The 17,612-nt window shown below is 44.8% G+C and carries 23 protein-coding genes; all 23 read left to right on the top strand.

Annotated features, from left to right (window positions below; translation table 11 throughout):
• Positions 1-2 precede the first annotated feature (2 nt).
• The 23 genes from HKI82_RS05755 (at position 3) to HKI82_RS05645 (ending at position 17,595) form a co-directional block, all read left to right on the top strand.
• The gene (locus HKI82_RS05755) at positions 3-344 is read left to right on the top strand and encodes a hypothetical protein (protein WP_171137447.1); all 342 of its coding nucleotides are present in this window, start codon (positions 3-5) and stop codon (positions 342-344) included.
• Entirely contained in the window at positions 316-846 is a 531-nt protein-coding gene (locus tag HKI82_RS05750; protein WP_171137446.1) for a phage tail protein, read from the top strand. The genes HKI82_RS05755 and HKI82_RS05750 overlap by 29 nt, the downstream gene beginning before the upstream one ends.
• Positions 812-1,324, top strand: a complete 513-nt coding sequence (locus tag HKI82_RS05745) for a hypothetical protein (RefSeq protein ID WP_171137445.1) — start codon at positions 812-814, stop codon at positions 1,322-1,324. Before HKI82_RS05750 ends, HKI82_RS05745 begins: the two co-directional genes overlap by 35 nt.
• Entirely contained in the window at positions 1,281-1,982 is a 702-nt protein-coding gene (locus HKI82_RS05740; protein ID WP_171137444.1) for a phage baseplate assembly protein V, read from the top strand. The genes HKI82_RS05745 and HKI82_RS05740 overlap by 44 nt, the downstream gene beginning before the upstream one ends.
• The gene (locus HKI82_RS05735; RefSeq protein WP_171137443.1) at positions 1,979-2,311 is read left to right on the top strand and encodes a GPW/gp25 family protein; all 333 of its coding nucleotides are present in this window, start codon (positions 1,979-1,981) and stop codon (positions 2,309-2,311) included. The genes HKI82_RS05740 and HKI82_RS05735 overlap by 4 nt, the downstream gene beginning before the upstream one ends.
• Complete coding sequence (locus HKI82_RS05730; protein WP_171137442.1) at positions 2,308-3,288, top strand: baseplate J/gp47 family protein; 981 nt, start codon at positions 2,308-2,310, stop codon at positions 3,286-3,288. Before HKI82_RS05735 ends, HKI82_RS05730 begins: the two co-directional genes overlap by 4 nt.
• On the top strand, positions 3,272-3,889 hold the full coding sequence (locus HKI82_RS05725) for a phage tail protein (RefSeq protein ID WP_171137441.1): 618 nt from the start codon (positions 3,272-3,274) through the stop codon (positions 3,887-3,889). The genes HKI82_RS05730 and HKI82_RS05725 overlap by 17 nt, the downstream gene beginning before the upstream one ends.
• Positions 3,882-4,991: a phage tail-collar fiber domain-containing protein gene (locus HKI82_RS05720; RefSeq protein WP_171137440.1), complete on the top strand. Its 1,110-nt coding sequence runs from the start codon at positions 3,882-3,884 to the stop codon at positions 4,989-4,991. The genes HKI82_RS05725 and HKI82_RS05720 overlap by 8 nt, the downstream gene beginning before the upstream one ends.
• Positions 4,984-5,682 carry a DUF4376 domain-containing protein gene (locus HKI82_RS05715; protein ID WP_171137439.1) on the top strand — a complete coding sequence of 233 codons (699 nt, stop codon included), beginning with the start codon at positions 4,984-4,986 and terminating at the stop codon, positions 5,680-5,682. Before HKI82_RS05720 ends, HKI82_RS05715 begins: the two co-directional genes overlap by 8 nt.
• Before the next feature lie 82 nt (positions 5,683-5,764).
• Positions 5,765-5,968, top strand: a complete 204-nt coding sequence (locus tag HKI82_RS05710; RefSeq protein WP_171137438.1) for a hypothetical protein — start codon at positions 5,765-5,767, stop codon at positions 5,966-5,968.
• A gap of 2 nt (positions 5,969-5,970) precedes the next feature.
• Complete coding sequence (locus HKI82_RS05705) at positions 5,971-7,140, top strand: phage tail sheath protein (RefSeq protein WP_171137437.1); 1,170 nt, start codon at positions 5,971-5,973, stop codon at positions 7,138-7,140.
• Complete coding sequence (locus HKI82_RS05700) at positions 7,133-7,609, top strand: phage major tail tube protein (RefSeq protein ID WP_171137436.1); 477 nt, start codon at positions 7,133-7,135, stop codon at positions 7,607-7,609. The genes HKI82_RS05705 and HKI82_RS05700 overlap by 8 nt, the downstream gene beginning before the upstream one ends.
• 59 nt (positions 7,610-7,668) lie before the next feature.
• On the top strand, positions 7,669-8,376 hold the full coding sequence (locus HKI82_RS05695) for a phage tail assembly protein (RefSeq protein WP_240956653.1): 708 nt from the start codon (positions 7,669-7,671) through the stop codon (positions 8,374-8,376).
• A gap of 111 nt (positions 8,377-8,487) precedes the next feature.
• The gene (locus tag HKI82_RS05690) at positions 8,488-11,229 is read left to right on the top strand and encodes a phage tail tape measure protein (protein ID WP_171137435.1); all 2,742 of its coding nucleotides are present in this window, start codon (positions 8,488-8,490) and stop codon (positions 11,227-11,229) included.
• Between the two features lie 2 nt (positions 11,230-11,231).
• Positions 11,232-11,597 (top strand): phage tail protein, encoded by a 366-nt coding sequence (locus tag HKI82_RS05685; RefSeq protein WP_171137434.1) that lies wholly within the window; start codon positions 11,232-11,234, stop codon positions 11,595-11,597.
• Complete coding sequence (locus HKI82_RS05680; RefSeq protein ID WP_171137433.1) at positions 11,597-11,800, top strand: hypothetical protein; 204 nt, start codon at positions 11,597-11,599, stop codon at positions 11,798-11,800. The genes HKI82_RS05685 and HKI82_RS05680 overlap by 1 nt, the downstream gene beginning before the upstream one ends.
• Positions 11,800-12,771 carry a hypothetical protein gene (locus HKI82_RS05675; RefSeq protein ID WP_171137432.1) on the top strand — a complete coding sequence of 324 codons (972 nt, stop codon included), beginning with the start codon at positions 11,800-11,802 and terminating at the stop codon, positions 12,769-12,771. Before HKI82_RS05680 ends, HKI82_RS05675 begins: the two co-directional genes overlap by 1 nt.
• The gene (locus tag HKI82_RS05670) at positions 12,771-14,048 is read left to right on the top strand and encodes a tyrosine-type recombinase/integrase (RefSeq protein WP_171137431.1); all 1,278 of its coding nucleotides are present in this window, start codon (positions 12,771-12,773) and stop codon (positions 14,046-14,048) included. The genes HKI82_RS05675 and HKI82_RS05670 overlap by 1 nt, the downstream gene beginning before the upstream one ends.
• Before the next feature lie 50 nt (positions 14,049-14,098).
• Positions 14,099-14,386: a MarR family transcriptional regulator gene (locus HKI82_RS05665; RefSeq protein ID WP_171137430.1), complete on the top strand. Its 288-nt coding sequence runs from the start codon at positions 14,099-14,101 to the stop codon at positions 14,384-14,386.
• Between the two features lie 17 nt (positions 14,387-14,403).
• Positions 14,404-14,976, top strand: coding sequence for a hypothetical protein (locus tag HKI82_RS05660; protein WP_171137429.1), 573 nt, complete (start codon positions 14,404-14,406; stop codon positions 14,974-14,976).
• A gap of 493 nt (positions 14,977-15,469) precedes the next feature.
• On the top strand, positions 15,470-15,913 hold the full coding sequence (locus tag HKI82_RS05655) for a DUF6932 family protein (protein WP_390631883.1): 444 nt from the start codon (positions 15,470-15,472) through the stop codon (positions 15,911-15,913).
• A gap of 2 nt (positions 15,914-15,915) precedes the next feature.
• Positions 15,916-16,851 carry a hypothetical protein gene (locus HKI82_RS05650; RefSeq protein WP_171137427.1) on the top strand — a complete coding sequence of 312 codons (936 nt, stop codon included), beginning with the start codon at positions 15,916-15,918 and terminating at the stop codon, positions 16,849-16,851.
• A 39-nt stretch (positions 16,852-16,890) separates the two neighbouring features.
• Positions 16,891-17,595, top strand: coding sequence for a phospholipase D-like domain-containing protein (locus tag HKI82_RS05645; RefSeq protein ID WP_171137426.1), 705 nt, complete (start codon positions 16,891-16,893; stop codon positions 17,593-17,595).
• Positions 17,596-17,612: the final 17 nt, after the last annotated feature.

Raw genomic sequence — 17,612 nt, 5'->3', positions numbered from 1 at the left:
TCATGAGCAGCTTATTTGAATCTGCCCGGGGACTTCTCCGGGCATCTATCGCGGATTGCTTTGGCTCTCCAATCACTATTATCACGTTAGAAGGCGATCAGCGAGAGATTACAGGTTATATCAAACAATCGAAGCAGGGTGAGCATGTGGTTCATCGGTTATTGACCAGTGAAGAATTACCTGAAGAGTGCAGCACCACTTACGAAGGGAATGATTACATACTGGTTTACGAGCTGCCAGTTAAAGGTAATGGCACTGATAGCCAAATCTCCCGTGAATACGTGATGATTCTTAAAGGTAATGGAGAGCGTGCTGATGGCTGGTCGGAGTATCCTGACGAATAACAATCGAATGCTACTCGATACAAACTTTATTCGTAAATTTGAAGCATTTGAGGATGAGCTGCCTAAGGTGGTTCAACGTGCAGCGGCCTTGACCAATCGTTGGTTGAGAACGGTGACAATGGCCGAACTGGGTTATGAACTTCATATTGATAACAAGGCTCTACGTTCTCGTTTTCGTACTTATAAGAATGGCCGTATATCCAAGCTGTGGATTGGTGTGAATGAAATTGGCGTTCACCGAATGGGTAAGCCGGTACAAAACAAGTTAGGCGTTCGGGTTGGCAGTGAATTCTATGACGGTGCGTTTATCTCGCCGATGCAAAGTGATCAGCCTTTAGTGTTTCGTCGAACAGGGAAAGGGCGCAGTAGCATTGAAATGGTGACGGTTGACATTTCCGAAGATACCGAAAACATCATTAATAACTACCTGCCTGACATTAACCGCAAGTTTGAGGAGTTCTTCTATCGTGAGTTCAGAAACGTACTTTCGCGCGCCGCGTGAGTGGGTTGCTAAGGTGGTTGAACACCTTGAGCAGGCGCTTAACATCGAGATTGGTTCTACTTATGTTCGTAGTCAGCACCCGTTGGACAATACGAAGATCAGCTATGTTGTTGGTGAAGTAGAGCCGGTTAATGAATATTCCAATGATGGCCGCAAGTCTCATGATATTGAGCTGCGCTTTTTGATTGAAGTTCCTATTAACCGGAACGGCTTCGATCTTGAGGCTCTGGACGCTTCAACGCGCCTTGAACGTGAGCTGCTTAAACAACGTTTCGGCTCTTATGAAGATGTGGAAGACGTTGAGATTGTTTCTAATCTTCCTAGCCGCTTTGACCCCCAAATGGGCGTGTTATCCAGAACGCTCACCATGCGACAGCGTGTTCGTATGGGACCAGTAGAAAAAACCTATTTAGAAATTGACGGGACAGAACTGGATGGAACTACTCAGGCGAATAGCAGCACTGCAGAAGCAAGTTGAATGGTTAACTGAAGAATTGGAAAGTACTAACCGACGACTGGAAAATATCATTCGGTTAGGAACGGTCGCGCAGGCCAATGCAGACACTGTGGATATTCAGGCTGGGGCGAACCTTGCGGAAGGAACGCCTTTTTTTGTTCCTGCTGCAGGACGGGTAAAACACTACCGCAGACCTACCGTTGGCGAGCAGTGTATCCTGATTAACCTTGGCAGTGGCGATAACCTCAATAATGCTGTGGCGTTGATGGGGCTTCGTTCTAACCTGTATCCGTTCCCTACGTTAAAAGAAAACGAAGTGATGACCGATTATGGTGGTGGTATGACCGAGACATATGATCTCGATGCTGGCTCTGTTAAATGTATTTATCCGGGTGGCATGTTCCTAAATGCTGATTTAACTCATGTTGGTGATCAGGAACATACAGGTAACACCAATCGAACGGGCGACAGTATTTTCACTGGCAGCTTTATTAGCACTGGCCTGTTTAATCACCAAGGCGCGTTTGCTGTTGCTGGTGGTGCTGGCGGTGGCGCTGCGACATTCGAAGGCGGCATGAATATTACTGGCGGCGATGTGGTTGTTGATGGTTACAGCGTGAAACTGCACTTCCATTACGACTACGAGAACCGCCCAACCAGTCAGGCGATGATGTCATGATAGCGATTGATCAAGATAACGGACTCACGGTAACCGGCATTAGTGCTTTGAAATGCCGAATTAAACGAGTGTTAACCACTCAAGTCACTTCACGCATTAAGCGCAGAACCTTCGGTAACCGAGCTGTTGACCGTTTGGGAAATAATCAAAACCCCGCTGAAGCGATGATCATTCAGAACCTTTCTATTGATGCACTCACCAATGAACAAAATGGCCTGACCGGGCTTACCGTTAGCCAGTGTCAGGCAGTCGCAACTGCAACAGGCTTTGCTGTAGCTGTGGTCGGAAGTTGGCAGGGTGAGCCATTAACAACGAGCGTATCCTTATGACGACTAAGCCTCAGGCATTTCAAGAGCCAGATTTTGAAACACTGCTTACTGAATATGTTGATTTTACCGTGACCTATTGCGCGGATAGCGACGAAGAGAAAGCAGAATATTTGCAGGAAGCACTCACCAATGACAGCGAACTGTTGGCGCAGGTGCTTCAGGCACTGATTCTGAAATACATTGCCGATACACGTGAGAAAAACTACTGGGCACTGCAGATGTTCCGCAAATATGTCACTGAATCTGACATGGTGGATTTGCTGGCCCTGCAGTACAGCCTGAAACGTCAAACATTAGAAGCTGCAGATACTTCGGTATTCCCGCCTAAAGCGGCGGTGATGGAGTCCGATGAAGACCTGCTAAGACGTTTTGATTTGGCGGCTTATCAGTTCCACACCACAGGAACGCGCTTAGGCTATAAGTTCCATGCTTTGACTCTGGATGAACGTCCGGTAATTACGGTTGAGTCAGAAGATGATGCGGTCGTGGTTCGTTATACCTTCCCGGAAGAAACGCAAACGGCTCTGGTTAAAGATGCTTCTGCACGCATGACCGAAGCGAATACGGGCAAGGTGAGTGTCGCTATTCTCAGCCGTGAAAGTGAAGACGGTATACCCAGTGCCGAGTTAATTGCTCGGGCTCAGAAATATTTAAACCGTGATGACATTGCTCAGGAGAGTGATGAAGTAACGGTGAAAGCGGCAACGATTAAGTCCTATGTGATTGAAGTTGACTTGTATACCGGAGCAAACCCAAACAACCATGTAACTAACGAAGTTGCTGTGGCAGCTGGTGAAGACTTTGCCGAACGTAAGCACCGGTTTGAAGAAGTGATTGACCGTGAAGAAATCGGGCATGAGTTCTTTGAACTGGGTGTTAAGCGCGTGAAGGTGTTGCAACCTGCTGAAGATGTAGTGTGCGCTTGGGATGAAGCTCCACACTGCACGGAGGTGATTGTTAATGTCCGAGCTGAATAATGACTTTGTGAGCGCTCAGCCTGAAAGTCGAACCCTTATTGAAGAAGCGTTGGAATATGCCTGGGATCAGGTTCTGGCGCAGCAAACAAATCCTTACCCTGATCTGAAAAATCCTGAATTAACCCCTGACGAATTTGTTGTGTTGCTTGCTGCAGAACGTGGCGTTGCTGACTGGCAACCTGGTGATTCAAAATCACAGCAACGTAAAACCACCGCTAATGCGTTTTCAATTCATAGTAAAGCAGGTACCCGATACGGGCTTAAAGGTGCGCTGGAAGCATTGGGTTTTACTTCTTCAGTAGTTCGTGGTGAGCAACCCTATTCGATAAATATAGAAGGGCGGTTGGATGAACAGCCGTTAACTGCTGAAATATCTCAGCGTATTAATTCGCGTGTGACGACTTATAAATCAGAGCGAGATTCTTCAACCATCACGCTATCAAGGTTACAAAGCGGAAAAAAGTATCGTGGGTTGTTACTACAAAGTTCCCGTATTGTTCGTGTGATTGCTGCTGAGCCTGTTCCTCCTCTTTATGTAATGGATAACACCCGATCTATTGCACTCTATTCCGTGAAATCAGTGAGAATTAAACATGGCTGATGAAAATACAGATTTACGCTGTTATCTAACCAATGCAGGTATTGCTGCAGAAAACAATTCAATTCAACTTAACCGAAGTTTAAATGTCACTGAAATGGTGTTTGGTAGTGGTTTGCTTCCGGATGCGTCAGACCCACGCGAACAAACTGCCATGATCAAAGAGGAGTATGCGGTTCCCTGTGCATTACTATTTGATGGAGAAACCCCTACATTACTGGTGTTTAAAGGTGATTTACCTGCAGATGTTGGCGGCTTTTATATTAATGAAGTCGGTATTCGTTTAGAAGACGGTACCATCTATGGTTATGCCCGTGGTAAAGGAGATTACAAGCCAACGTTAGAGCAGGGGGCTACAGATTCAGTGCGCTATGCGGTGGAGATGTATTCCACTAACGCGGACAATGTTGTGGCGAAAATTGACCTTTCAACGGTGTATGTGGATTGGGAAGATTTTGAAGTGCGTATTGCTGCTCACAAGGCAGAGGAAGACCCCCACACCCAATACCTAACCCGCGCCGACTTCCTAAAACACATGCTCTTCAAAGGCATGCCAATGTCAGCAGTGGGCCCAGACCCTGACCCTGATTTCTGGCTACCCGCAGGCAGGGTTGAACTACTACGGACAGATTACCCAACCGTATTTGAAATCGTCAGCGCATCCGCATTTTTCACAGACCAGGCAACCATTGATGCAACCCCACGCGCCTACGCAGGCCACTGGGGAACAGGTGACGGTGCAACAACCTTCACCACTGACGACTGGGCGCTGATGATGAACATCAAAGTGGCAGGCGGTTATGGTGCAGCGGGTTCGACGAAGGAAGACCATATTCAGAATATTACTGGTTTAATCAATACAAGTTCTGGTTCGGGTTCCAGCATGGCTTCAGCATTATTCAGCGCTGATGGTGCTTTTTATCAAGACGGTGTGCTTGATTTGCCGACTTTTGAAAAGAGTTCTGATACTACTGCTAGAGGTCGTTCACAGTATGCAAGATTTGACGCTTCGCGCGTAGCTCGAACATCTGACATCACAGATACAATGGGACTATTCCTAGACCACTACCGTGTGATCCCAAAAGGAGTATTCAGCTATGCTTAGACATTACTTTAGCGATGTTTCGGGCGCATTCAGAGCCTCTATTAAAAACCGTCCTAACAACGAAGGCTTTTCTACCACTCAGGCTTTACCTGATATTGAATTGGCTGAGAATGAATACCTCGCCATGTTGGATGAGAACGGCAAAGTAAACATGTGGCCGGACAAAGAAGAGAATGGCTGCACATGGCAGGTAAAAACATACTTTGAAAAAGTCACCGCATACAGTAAAGAAACCAAAGAGCCTAAACAGTTCGATGATAAAACACTGGTGACGGATGATTACACACTCACCCAACCACAACACCAATACGTCACCTGGAGCGCAGAGTTAGCCGACTGGCAGAATGATATCGAGAAACGTCGCATAGCTAAGAATGCTGAAATCAAAATATGGCGTGATAGTCAGGAAAACGCGAGTGATCTTGTTATTACAGTTGATGGTATTGACTGGAACGCAGACCCAGCAGCGCGTGACCGTATTCGTAACGCACTGGCATCAACATTTGTAGCGCCATTCTGGACGGATGCAAACAACGTAGACCAGGCTAATTATGACTTACAGAAAATACTTGATGCCTATGTTCAACGTGGAGCTGAGATTCACCAACGTAAACGTGAAATGAATGAAGCTGTAAATGCACTCACAACCTATGAAGAGATAGATTCATTCGTGGTTGGTTGGGCAGAATAACCCGATAGAACCCGCGGGTTCTTAAATCCCTAATTCAAACCCTCAACCTCGCTTCGGCGGGGTTTTTTATTGGAGCTGATTCATGGCTACGAAAAAACAGGCCGTAAAGCAGGATTACCCCATTCTAAAACCGCTTCGTTTGAACGGACGATGGTGGACTCCTGAGCAAGACAAAACCATTTCTCTTCTGCCAAACCAAGCTTCCATGTTGTTGCTTAACGGCAAGATTGGGAAGCCAACGACCACGGCAGCAACCACGAGTACTGCCACTAAGAAAGAGGGCTAATAATGCTCGTACCAATTGAAGATTTTGAACTCAATGGTGTAACGGTTGATACCATCGAGCCGTTGCCGAGTATGGGACCGTTAGCGTCTCACGTGATTCATTTAACCGGTACTGCAACCAACAAGAATGATGGTTTGCCATACAACGAACCGACGCGTCTGTATAAAATTTCAGATGCAATGCTGATGCTGGATACAACGGGTGACCGTGCGGGTACGCTTCCTTACGTGGTTCGCTACCTGATGGAATTCGTGAAGTGTGTGGTTTACGTCACTGTAGTGGAAGAAGGTCTTGATGCTGCGGCTACAGAAGCAAACGTGGTTGGTGGTACAGATGTAGATACAGGGGCGGTCACTGGCTTACAAACCATTAAAGCTTGCCCTGAAACACCTACGATTGTTGCGGCTCCCGGCTTTAGTTCTAAACCTGTTGGTCAATCACTTGCGTTGATTGGTCGCGATATTCGTTGTCGTCCGGTTCTGGATGGTCCAAACACTAACGATATGGCAGCGGCTGAATTTGCGGGGGAATTCGGTGCTGAAGGTACCGGAGAAGACAAGCTTGCAATCATCGACCCGTGGTTCCTGAAAACCTATGACGGTGTTCAACTGCTTATGCCTGCTTCCATTGCTTTGGTCGCGGCTATGGCTTCGGTCGAGGGTTATGAAAGCCCTCAGAATATTGGTGTTTCCTGTGATGAAACCTCGCGCAATGTTTCTTACAAGATCAACGATTCCACCACTCAGGCTAACTTCCTGAACAAGTATGGAGTGGTCACGATAGCACGAACTCGCATGGGTGGTTATTCGATCATCGGTAACCGTACAAACACAGGGCGATTCATTAGCCATGTCGGGCTTGAAGATTTAATGGCGCGTAAGCTGGAAGAAACCAGTCAGCCGTTAATGGGTAAACAGCTCACCGAAGACTTTATGAACCAAGTTATTGATCGCCTGACCAACTGGGGACAAAACCTCGTGGCTCAGGGCGTGATTCCGGTGTTCAAAGCATTCCTGCACCCAAGTAAAAACAACCTGGAGAACTACACCTCCGGGCGTTGGTATTTGTGTGTTAACTACGGTCGCTATTCTCCTAACGAACACATGGTGTACGAAATGAGCGTAGACAACGGCTTAATTGAAGCGTGGCTAGAGGAGGTCGTAAATGGCTGATCGTATTCGCTTACGAATTGCGGCATTGGTTGAAGCGGTACCGCTAATGAATGAAATCATCGATTTCACCCCGCCAGAAATTAACGGCAAGGTGGTTTCTAATGAAGGTGGTCTTGTCATCTCTGAAGATGTTGTAGGTTTTGAAGCGCTAAAGTGGACACTAAAAGTGCGTGGTAATCACTTGGCGATTCAAAACGCGCTTGGTAAGTACTTCATGGACAACGCGCAAATCAACATTACTGAGAACGGTAAAGATACGTTAACCAATGTATATGCGGAGGTTTATTCCTTGTACGGGCCGATCACCAGTATCAAGAAAGACCCGTTGAAGATGGGTGAGAAACCTTCGGTAACCATTGAAGGTACGTGTAAAGCGTACAAATTGATTGATACCGGAGTCATCGTTCACGATATCAACACCGATACGGGTAAAACCGTTGTTGGTGGTGTGGATCTCACAGGCCTGTAACACTCTAATTTAACCAAGCCCCTGACTGGAAACAGCAGGGGCTTTTCTATGGAAGTAATATGATGAATTTGACCAGTACCTTAACGTTTTTTAGCTGGGAACCTGAGAAGAGCAAAGCCCGCGAAGCGGAATTGGTTGGGCTGCGTAAAGAACTTAACGAAGTCACAGATGAAACCAGTGAAGAACAACTAGCCGCAATGCAGCGCATTCTTGCTCGTGCTGAAGAAGACGCAAAGAAACTGCGGACAGTGAATCTGAAAATAATTACCACTGCCGCGTTTAAAGCATTACCACATATCAAGCTAACCCAACTGACGGCTAAGCAAGAATATGAACAGCGCAAAGAGCTGATCTTAAAGTGTGCTGAATTACCTTTGGATAAGTTCAATACGCTGAAGTCGCCTGACTTCCTCAAACTCTATGAAGACATCTGTGATCTGATTCTTAAGGCGAGTGATGAAATTCAGGGTAATAAACTTAATGGTGAAAGCTTTGAATTTCCGCTGTTACATCCATTCGAAAATGAAGCTGGCCAGAAGTTCAACCTCATTAAGTTTCAGGTGCCTATGGTTTCCCACTCTCAAGCATTGGCTGACCTTGAAGATGAAGAAGAACGTGAAGATTTCATGTTCCGGGTGGTTACGGGCTTAACCAAAGCTGATTTTAATTTCCTCTCTCTGAATGACTATCTGGCGCTAAAACCGCAGGTGGGCGCTTTTTTTCAACAATCGGCGGGATACTTTCGCCCAGCGACATTGAATCTCTAATCGACCTAATTCCTATGCACCGAAACACTTCTGAAGCCGAGCTTATGAACTGGCGGCAGGATGTAGCGGTGCATCGTTATGAGTTGATTCTGTCAAAACTCGGAGCGCGTAATGGCGGATAAAATCAGCTTAGTTCTTGATGCTTCTGTAAGAGGTATTGAGGACATTGTTTCTACCACTTCCGCTGCAGAACGTTTAACGGCAGCAATTGTGAAGCAAAGAGGTGAGTTTGCTTCACTCAATTCGCAGCTTAAGAAAGTGGAAGGCTACCAGTCTGCTATTAAGCGAATGGAAAAGCTTCGTGAACAGTCGAAGAATGCAGAGCAGAGCGTTACCAAATTAGGGCTGCAGTTAGAAGAAAACAAGCAGCAAAGTCTCGCATTACGAACGTCATACAGTCAAACGCAATCTGAAATCAAAGGATTGAATAACCAACTGAAAAAAGCGTCCGGTGAAGGTGCGGAACAGTTAAAAGTTCAACTGCAAAGGGCGCAGTTGCGGCTTGAAACGCTGAATACTGAAATTCACGAAAGCAAGGTGCGTACTTCAGATCTTAACAGTGCGTACAAAAGGGCGAGTCAGCGTGTTTCGGACTTAACGGATAAGCAGACCAAACAACGTGATAAGTTGCGCGGTCTGGCTTCAGAACTGAAAGAATCTGGTGTTAATACTCGTCGTTTGGGTGATGAACAAAAGCGGTTAGAAAAGCAGACTGACAGAGCAACTGCTGCGATCGCTAAGCAGAACGCGCGCATGAAAGAGATGCAGACTATTCAGTCTCGCATTGATTCACGTAACGCAAAGCTGAGTGAGATTGGCGGTCAGGCGACTTCACTAGTCATTGCTTCTGCTCCCATGGCGGCTTCGGTCTGGACTGCCGTTAAGAATGAATCTTCCTTTGCTGATGTCAAAAAGGTTGTGAACATGTCGCCAGAAGAGGCGACGCAAATGCGGGAATGGTCGTTAAAGACTCAGGCTTCTAAAGCTGGCGGTGGTCTTAATGCGAATGATATTAACGCTATGTTGGCTGCAGGCGGTCAAAGCGGTATTTCAGACTTGAACGAACTGAAGCGTTTTGTTTTGGATTCTGCAGCGATGGGTGTTGCTTTCGATATGGATGCTGGCTCAGCTGGAGAAACTTTAGCAACGTTCAAAGCGGCTTTGGGGTTAGATCATGATGGTGCGGTTGGGCTTGCTGGCTTGGCTAACTACCTGTCTAACAACTCTAACGCAAAAGCGAAAGATATTGCTGGCGTTATGGCTCGTCAGGGGGCAAGTGCTCAGTTGGCTGGTTTTTCTACCAATGATGCTGCAGCGTTATCTGCAGCGATGTTGGCTGCAGGTATGGGCGAAGAACGATCTGCGACTGCGCTTAAGAACATCTCCGGACGTTTAACGCTTGGTGGTGCGGCAACTAAGGCTCAAAAATCTGCTCTGGGTTCAATTGGCTTTGATGCTGAAAGTCTTGCTTCTGATATGCAGAACAATGCTTCGGGTACATTCCTTGAAGTGTTGGAAGCGATCAAACAGGCACCATTAGAAGAGCAAAGTGCGTTAATTACTCAGATTTTCGGTGAAGAGTCGAAAGGTGCGGTTGCATCACTGACTAAAAATACTCAGCTTTTCCAAAAGACGTTGAAACTGGCGAGTGAAGATCAGGCTGTTCATACCAAATCATTAAAAGATGAGTTTGATAGCCGGGTGTCGACGACTGAAAACGGTCTGCAGTTGTTTATGAACAAGCTAAACCGTTTAAGTGTCATTGTTGGTAATGCGTTATTGCCTGCATTGAACTGGGTTTTGGAACCACTTGGTGACATGGTGACAGGCATTGCTGACTTTGCAGAAGCAAACCAAGGTTTAACTGCAGCAGTTGGTGTGGGTATCGCTGGTTTTATCGCTCTGAAAGGGGCAATTCTGGCAGGTAAAGCGGCTTCGTTGATCTTCGGTAACACCTTAGATAAGGGAAAGTTATTCCGCAAAGGCTTAAATCGTGAAACCAATGAAAGTGGTCGTGCTGCTCAGTTCGCGACTAAACAGTTTAGCCGGCTGAATGACACGCTTTGGAATTCTGGGCGTGGTGGCTCTGGTCGTGGTGGTCGAGGGGGGAGAAGTGGTGGTGGCAGAACTTCGAGTCGTCGTTCTCCAAGAGTTCGTTCCCGTAATCCGTTAGCCCGTGCTTATAACTTTGCTTCAAGAGCTTTTACGCATAAACGTGGAGCGTTGCCTCTGGCTTTAGGCGGTGGCGCTTTGGCTATGAGCCCTGCAATGGCAATGGCTCAGAATGCTTTAGATATTGGCGGTGATGTTGCCGAGGGTATTGGTAAAGGTGGTTTGAATAAACTTATTCGACCATTATCAATGGCAATCTCTGGTGTGAACATTGCACAGGCTTTATCTGACGGCAATACCAAAGGCGCGGTCACTGAAGGCGGTGGTTTACTTGGTGGTTTAGGTGGTGCCAGCCTTGGCGCTGCTTTGGGTACTGCAGTCCTGCCAGGTATTGGCACGGTGATAGGTGGTTTAGCCGGTTCACTGCTTGGCGATTTAGGCGGTGAACTGTTTGGCGGTTGGCTTGGCGATAAGTTAACGAATCCACCGGATAAGCTAATGGCCTCGAAAGAGGTTAAAGAGAAAATTGAACAGCGAGAGAGAAAAGAATCGATTGCTCGTTCACTTCCTCCCGTTCAAATCAATGTTGGTGGTATTCATGCCGCTCCCGGTATGGACGAACAACAACTCGCACAGCAAGTAAACAAAGAAGTGACCCTTGCCCTTGAACGTGCATTTGGCGGTATGACCGGACTCGCCATTAACGATTCCCTTTCTATTTCTTCCATTGACAGAGGTTAAGTATGTATCACCTGGTGATTGGTGAGTTCGTGTTTGCGGTGGGGGATAAAACCCCCATTAGCAAAATGGACCGTGTTACGCAGGGCGCGTATTCAGAAGTCGCTGTGATCAATGGCAGCAAATCTGAGTTCGTTGGTCAGCCGTTTGAAACTATCGATTTAACCATGGACTGGACCAAATACAGTGCGGCTCAGAAAGTGGATGATCTGCGCGCTTTGATTCCTGAACCCCAACAGGTGAGTGACGGACAAGGTTATAACCTGGGTAAGTGGACGGTGAAGCAGATTAAAGAGGGTAAATCGTCCCTTATTCATGATGGCCGAGCCATGGTTACTCAGGTTTCTATGCAGTTAGTGGAGTTTCGTTGATGCGTGTAAATGCGAAAGCCGGTGAACTGGTTGTCGATTTGCTGTTTAAACATGCCAGCCAAGATGACGACCAGATAGAAGCCGAATTCTACAGTTTAAACCCCCACGTACGCGGAGCCGTTTTCTCAGAAGACTGCTCCGTTCTTATTCCAGAGAGCACCGTTAACCAACAAACGCAGAACGTAGTAAGGAGTTGGAGTTAATGCAATTAAGAATTGAAGGTAAGAATTCAGAAATGATGATGGAGTTGCTTAAGAACTGGCAGCTCACAGACGGGAATGGCATCGAGAACGATAGCCTGTCTATGACGCTGTTCTCTGAAAATGTGGATGGTATTCCACCGAAAGGGGAGAAGTATCAGGTTTTCCTTGGTGATACGTATCGTGATGAGTTCCAGATTTCAAAACGTTCAATAAGTCTTCGCCCTCGTGAAGTGCGTTTGGTGTTGTGTGTTGCGCCATTTAATATTCTGGATTCAACAGGATATCGAGAGCGCAAATCATCCAGTTGGCCGCCGAATACACCTATTAGCCAAATCGTTTCTGATTGCGTTACTCCTCATGGGTTTACTGTTTATGTACATCCTGAATTACAAAATATTCAAACTGAGGGCGTGCACCGCACTGAGGAAAGCACCTCCGCCTTTATTTATCGACTAGCAAAACAGTACGATGCAGTTGCAAAGATTGTGGATGGTAAGTACGTCATAGCACCCAAAGGGAAAGCGAAGAGTGCCACTGGTAAAGAAATTGAAACCATTACACTGTCACTTAATGACAAGCAAGCCAGTGACCTTACCAATATCGAGATTGACCTTGATGGTCGTGACGATTTCCTTGGGGTGAAGGGCTATTACCTTTCCTCTGATTCGGGTGAGCGTGTTGCCGTTGTGGTTGGCACTTCTCCATGCAAAGTGATTCGCAATGAATTCAGTAGTCAGGTTGAAGTTGAGCAAGCCTGTTCAACTGAACTTAGACGAATTCAACGAGAGGGCCAGCGTGTGTCTATCTCGTCTTTGCCAAATGAAAAAGCCTTTGCTGAAGGTTTAGTAGTGATTGATAACACTTTCCCAACGGCATTTCGCGGTACTAGTTCGATTGATTCAGTTTGCTTTTCTGGCCGTGGTCGTCAGGCGACCAATATGACTATTCAGGCAACGTTAACGGGGGAGTGATGGGTATTCGTTTAAATCCTAATGCGAGAGTAACTTCAACAGTACGTTGCAAAATCTCTGATGCACAAATCAGAAAGCATATGCGTGACCCCCGTGTTCGACAGCTGAAGGATGAGCGCCATTCTCTCTACTTGCGCTTTAATGCCAACCGTACTGGTGGTACCTGGTGGTTAATGGTGTATGAAGACGGTGAACAGGTTCAACTTCGGGTTGGTCGCTGGCCCACAACCAAAGCGGATGATATTGGTGATGTGGTCAGTGCTGCGACGGTTCAGTACAAACGCTGTAATGTTGTGAGTTTTAGACGCTTTGAGACGGTTGATCAGTTGATTGATTGGCATGTGCAAAGACAGTTCAGGTTAAAAACATCCTCAAAAGAACGTTTGGCGAACATTAAGAGCATGGCAAATCGCCATTTAATGGGCGTGTTTCATGGTGAACCAGTTATGAGTTTGGATTCTCACGTGATTGATGAAGAGCTGATTCAACCGATGTTTGATGATGGGATGTCAGTCAGTTATGTGAAAGCGATGTTCAATTTACTAAAAGCTGCGTATGCAACAGCTCGGGAACTCAAACACATTACGATAAACCCAATTGCTGAGATTAAGTTTAAGCAGTTCTTTCCGGATAACTTTTCTATTACCAAGGCACAGGTTCGTGAATGTCGCTTATCGACAGATCAAGTACCTACCGTTCTGCAAAGTATCGAAACTGCTTTACCTAATGAGCGTTTGCTTGTGCTTATGATGCTTGGTCATGGTTCACGTATTGGTGAAACTCGCAAAGCTAAATGGAGTAATGTGAGTTTTCGTTCAAAGCGTTGGATTATCCCGGCTTCAGATGCAAAAAGCCGTGTTGAGATGGTTTATCCACTTTCTGAAAGCATGGTTGAGTTATTGCAATCATACCGGGAATGGCAATTGCAGTTAGGCTATGAGGGTGAGCATTTATTCCCTGTTAGTTGGCAGCAAGATGCACCTATATACGGAGCACTAGCCAGTGAATGGGTGAAAAACGTGGCGAATGGTTGGAGTGGTCACGATCTACGTAAGCGTGCTCGTTCAGTCTGGACGGATTTAGGCATTGATTACCTGGTCGGTGAAGCTCTATTAAACCACGCAAAAGGAAAGCTAGACCTTGTTTATATCCATACTCACATCGATTTGAAGAAAATTGAGGCTATTTCGCTCTATCATGAGTGGTTAAAAAAGTGCTGGCGAACCTGTTTCAGACCTGTCTCAATTGATCAACAGATCATCAAAAAGGCTATTTAGATCAATTCAATAGCTCATTTCATTTATAAATCTAAGCGGATGATAATTAGATGTCGTTTTTATGCCAAAACGAGCCTGTAAACGAGGCTCTTATAACTGCTGCGCGTTGTTTCCCTCACCAGGTAGCGCGCGTAAAACCAAGTAAAACTCAGCTAAAAGTGTTGGATTCGATCAGAGTGGCGGAACTGGTCACGGCAGTGGAAGTTGCTGATCGCTGTTGTCTATCAACCTCATTTGCTAGTACATTGCTTAAGACTCTGATGCAGAAAGGGTATTTAACAAGAAAAACTATGACGGAACGAACGGGTGGGGTAGAGTTTGGATATTCGATTTTGTGAGAAGGTCATTTTAGTTAATGGTTTATTATCATCTGTCTCGCCCTGGTTTAATAAAGTCTAAAACTCTAGATTTAGTCGTTGACCAAAAGCATATACATACTCACACATGGGATGATGGCTTTGTAAATAAATATGAGTTTGATGGTTTGTCACAGCATGGGCGATTTTATTTATCGTTAATTCGAGAAACAGGAATGATTTCTGTAGATAATAATACATATCATGAGCTACGCCTTGAAGAAATCAGAAAAAGGCACCACTCCGATAAGCCATCTCGTTTCAGTTCTGTTTTCGGCTGTGTATCTATTGGTGATATAGAACACATAGCTAGAGAATATTTTAAACTTGTTGGGATTTTCCCGATATATCAAATAAGCACATGTAATAGAGTACATGAGAGCGACATGGCGCTTACAAACCCTATGTTTGTTCATGTAGCTGATAGCCGGTTTAATGCTTATTGGAGCGGTTGTTCAGAACATAGTATGGGAAGCTTCAAAGAAGTTTTGATGGAGGCCCCTGTATCGATTATTGGGATTGCAGGGTGGTATATGAATTTTGAAGTAAACAATGAGCTTAGGTTCTTTTGAGCTCATTGAGTTAACAAACGAGGGCAACCCGCGCGAAATAAAAATTTTTCGAAACTCTAAGGCACCACCGCCAAGATGGATAATGGTGTATTTAGTGAAAAGTTTATTGAAATGCGTGATGCGTAACGCGGTATATAAGATTAAGTTTAGCCAACGCAAATTTGCTAATGGAAAGAATACTTCATTCAAAAAGGACAGCTCAAACTTGAGCACTCCTAGTTAGGGACCGATACGGGAATTCACGGATCGCTTTTCAAAGTGGGGAGGCGTAAAACACGACGCCCTATATTAAGAATGTAAGCAGCAACATAGCTTGTACTGCTTCCGGATAATTTATGTTTTCATATAATTTCAACTTTATTTGATAACCTTATGATTTTGATTAAGACTTTGTTGCGCAGTTACACGCTACGTGTCAATCTTTGAGAATGATATACGGTTTTAATCCGTATAAGAGGCTAGGGTTATATAATAAGTCGAGACATATAAGAAAATGGATTATCCAGCACTTTTAGAAGCAGGGATGCACAACATGACTTTTTCTGACCTTGAAAAAGTTTTTGTATCTCCGTTTGAACCAAACGATAGACGAAAAGCGTTGCTTAGCCGATTAGAAGCATTCGCAACTCGGCTGCAGGAGATCCCTATTGATATGGAAATCTGGATCGACGGTTCTTTTGCAACAAAGAAAGAGAACCCGGGTGATATCGATTTGGTTGTTGTGTGTGCCGCAGATGATGTAAATAAACTGCCTCAAGAAAAGAAGCTAATACTTGAAGAACTCTTCGCAAACAAAAGTCACACTAAACTTAGATATGAGTGTGATGCTTATTTTATTCTTGATAACTTCCACGATAAAAGTTATTGGCGAGGATTGTTTGGTTTTGATCGAAATGAAATACCTAAAGGCATTGCTAGGTTGAGAATGGTGGCGTAGCTATGAGCATTCAAAAATTAGAGTCGAAAATACAAGAGACCGAGCAATTAATCGAACTGAAGCGCAGCCAATCTGAGCAGGGTAATTTTGCTCTCAGCTTAAGTATCAAATCCCTTGAAAATCATTTAGATGATTTACGTCTCCAACTTATGCGTGAAAAGCAACTGCGTGAGAAAGAAGTCATTGAGTTGCGACTGATTGGCGGAGAGGTAAACAACGGCACTGTGCCATTAGAAATATTGGCAAATCTAGCTAAAACGTTTTCTGGTTTAATTTCATCAGCTTCAGCAAAAATCAAACTAGGACAAGATATATCTGGGGTTATACCCTTCGAAGTCACTCAACCTCTAAATCTAAGATTTGCGGATATTGGGCATGGCTCTTCACGACTTTTTGTCACAGGCGACAGTTCACCAGACTTATTTGGTGATAGTTTGTTGGAGAGCAGCTTACATGGTCTTTTTGAACTTTTAAATCAAGACCTAAATGAAGGGATAAGTGACCAAGTTCATTACATGGGGCTGAGAAGTACTCATAATCTTGCTGAGTTTCTTAAAGTTCTGCGTAAACGAAGTATCGAGTTGGAACTGAGTTGGGTAGCTCCGAATGCTCAAAAACATTCATGGTATGGTCGTTGGGACAAAATCCAAACTCTCGAAAAACTACTAGATGGCTTTAGTGCTACGGATCCAACCTCAGTAACAATTGAGGGGATCATAGAGTTGATAAGTAAATCAGGCAAGGTGGACATCCGAACCTCAAATGATGAACTAATAAAAGTAACGTATTCAAAAAAACTGTATGGTGAAGTGCGTAAACTTCGTTTAGGAGACCATGTTAGGTTTGATTGCAAAGAAGTAACGGTTTTTAATGCATCAACTCAAGAAAGCCGAAACAAGTACAGTTTAAGTAATGTGCTATGGGAAAAATTATCTTAGTAAATAGTTGAATTTTTACAAAAGAAATTTAGGAAAATTATGGAAGATTTAAATAAGTTTCAAATTGACAATGATGGTAATTTCAGCGAGAGCTTCGTTGATAATAGTGTCTCAACTATATCTGGAATAGAAGTGTATTTTCGAGATTTAGAGAGACACTTACTTTCACATATCGAGGGTGCAGATGCCGTATTTGGTGCTGTAGCTTGGTTAACCAGTTATCCAATATTGGATGCTTTAGCTAAAAAGGATAATGTGTCCATAATAGTGCAAAAAGAAGATTTTCTTCGTCCAGACGTTGGAAGTAGAACAAGCTTCAAAAGTAATTTGCGAAAAAAATATGATCAATTAACTTGCAAGGTTACAAGGTATTCTTTTGGGAATATATTGAGTTCAGTCTCGGTAGCATGTGACCCTTCACTGGATCCTGTTAGATGCGTTGGTAACCACAATCTAGATAAAGCACCAGCATTCCCTCGAATGCATAATAAATTTCTAGTCTTTGCAAAGGTAGAACCGAATCCCATGCAAAATGGTTTTGAGCTTATTGTTCCGTATGGGGTTTGGACGGGTTCTTTTAACTTAACTAAAAACGCAACGTTGTCTTTAGAAAATGCTCTTTATATAACTGATCCATTGGTGGTCAATGCCTACTTTAAGGAGTTTGGACAAATTGCCGCTATGTCTGAAGAGTTGGATTGGCGTTCTGATTGGGCTGCTCCTGAGTGGAGGATTGGTACTTAGGGTAGGTGATTGGATAA

Source organism: Vibrio plantisponsor, assembly GCF_013041605.1.
Classification (GTDB): domain Bacteria; phylum Pseudomonadota; class Gammaproteobacteria; order Enterobacterales; family Vibrionaceae; genus Vibrio; species Vibrio plantisponsor.
Note: the sequence above shows the minus strand (reverse complement) of the source record. Positions and strands in the feature narration are given on the sequence as shown.

Excerpts from the sequence above, each read along its gene's own strand:
- HKI82_RS05735 (WP_171137443.1), top strand. The coding sequence starts at position 1,979 with ATGATAGCGATTGATCAAGATAACGGACTCACGGTAACCGGCATTAGT.
- HKI82_RS05705 (WP_171137437.1), top strand. The coding sequence starts at position 5,971 with ATGCTCGTACCAATTGAAGATTTTGAACTCAATGGTGTAACGGTTGAT.
- HKI82_RS05695 (WP_240956653.1), top strand. The coding sequence starts at position 7,669 with ATGATGAATTTGACCAGTACCTTAACGTTTTTTAGCTGGGAACCTGAG.
- HKI82_RS05660 (WP_171137429.1), top strand. The coding sequence starts at position 14,404 with ATGGTTTATTATCATCTGTCTCGCCCTGGTTTAATAAAGTCTAAAACT.
- HKI82_RS05725 (WP_171137441.1), top strand. The coding sequence starts at position 3,272 with ATGTCCGAGCTGAATAATGACTTTGTGAGCGCTCAGCCTGAAAGTCGA.
- HKI82_RS05715 (WP_171137439.1), top strand. The coding sequence starts at position 4,984 with ATGCTTAGACATTACTTTAGCGATGTTTCGGGCGCATTCAGAGCCTCT.
- HKI82_RS05720 (WP_171137440.1), top strand. The coding sequence starts at position 3,882 with ATGGCTGATGAAAATACAGATTTACGCTGTTATCTAACCAATGCAGGT.
- HKI82_RS05655 (WP_390631883.1), top strand. The coding sequence starts at position 15,470 with ATGGATTATCCAGCACTTTTAGAAGCAGGGATGCACAACATGACTTTT.
- HKI82_RS05675 (WP_171137432.1), top strand. The coding sequence starts at position 11,800 with ATGCAATTAAGAATTGAAGGTAAGAATTCAGAAATGATGATGGAGTTG.
- HKI82_RS05740 (WP_171137444.1), top strand. The coding sequence starts at position 1,281 with ATGGAACTACTCAGGCGAATAGCAGCACTGCAGAAGCAAGTTGAATGG.
- HKI82_RS05665 (WP_171137430.1), top strand. The coding sequence starts at position 14,099 with ATGTCGTTTTTATGCCAAAACGAGCCTGTAAACGAGGCTCTTATAACT.
- HKI82_RS05710 (WP_171137438.1), top strand. The coding sequence starts at position 5,765 with ATGGCTACGAAAAAACAGGCCGTAAAGCAGGATTACCCCATTCTAAAA.
- HKI82_RS05700 (WP_171137436.1), top strand. The coding sequence starts at position 7,133 with ATGGCTGATCGTATTCGCTTACGAATTGCGGCATTGGTTGAAGCGGTA.
- HKI82_RS05750 (WP_171137446.1), top strand. The coding sequence starts at position 316 with ATGGCTGGTCGGAGTATCCTGACGAATAACAATCGAATGCTACTCGAT.
- HKI82_RS05730 (WP_171137442.1), top strand. The coding sequence starts at position 2,308 with ATGACGACTAAGCCTCAGGCATTTCAAGAGCCAGATTTTGAAACACTG.
- HKI82_RS05670 (WP_171137431.1), top strand. The coding sequence starts at position 12,771 with ATGGGTATTCGTTTAAATCCTAATGCGAGAGTAACTTCAACAGTACGT.
- HKI82_RS05690 (WP_171137435.1), top strand. The coding sequence starts at position 8,488 with ATGGCGGATAAAATCAGCTTAGTTCTTGATGCTTCTGTAAGAGGTATT.
- HKI82_RS05650 (WP_171137427.1), top strand. The coding sequence starts at position 15,916 with ATGAGCATTCAAAAATTAGAGTCGAAAATACAAGAGACCGAGCAATTA.
- HKI82_RS05685 (WP_171137434.1), top strand. The coding sequence starts at position 11,232 with ATGTATCACCTGGTGATTGGTGAGTTCGTGTTTGCGGTGGGGGATAAA.
- HKI82_RS05680 (WP_171137433.1), top strand. The coding sequence starts at position 11,597 with ATGCGTGTAAATGCGAAAGCCGGTGAACTGGTTGTCGATTTGCTGTTT.
- HKI82_RS05645 (WP_171137426.1), top strand. The coding sequence starts at position 16,891 with ATGGAAGATTTAAATAAGTTTCAAATTGACAATGATGGTAATTTCAGC.
- HKI82_RS05755 (WP_171137447.1), top strand. The coding sequence starts at position 3 with ATGAGCAGCTTATTTGAATCTGCCCGGGGACTTCTCCGGGCATCTATC.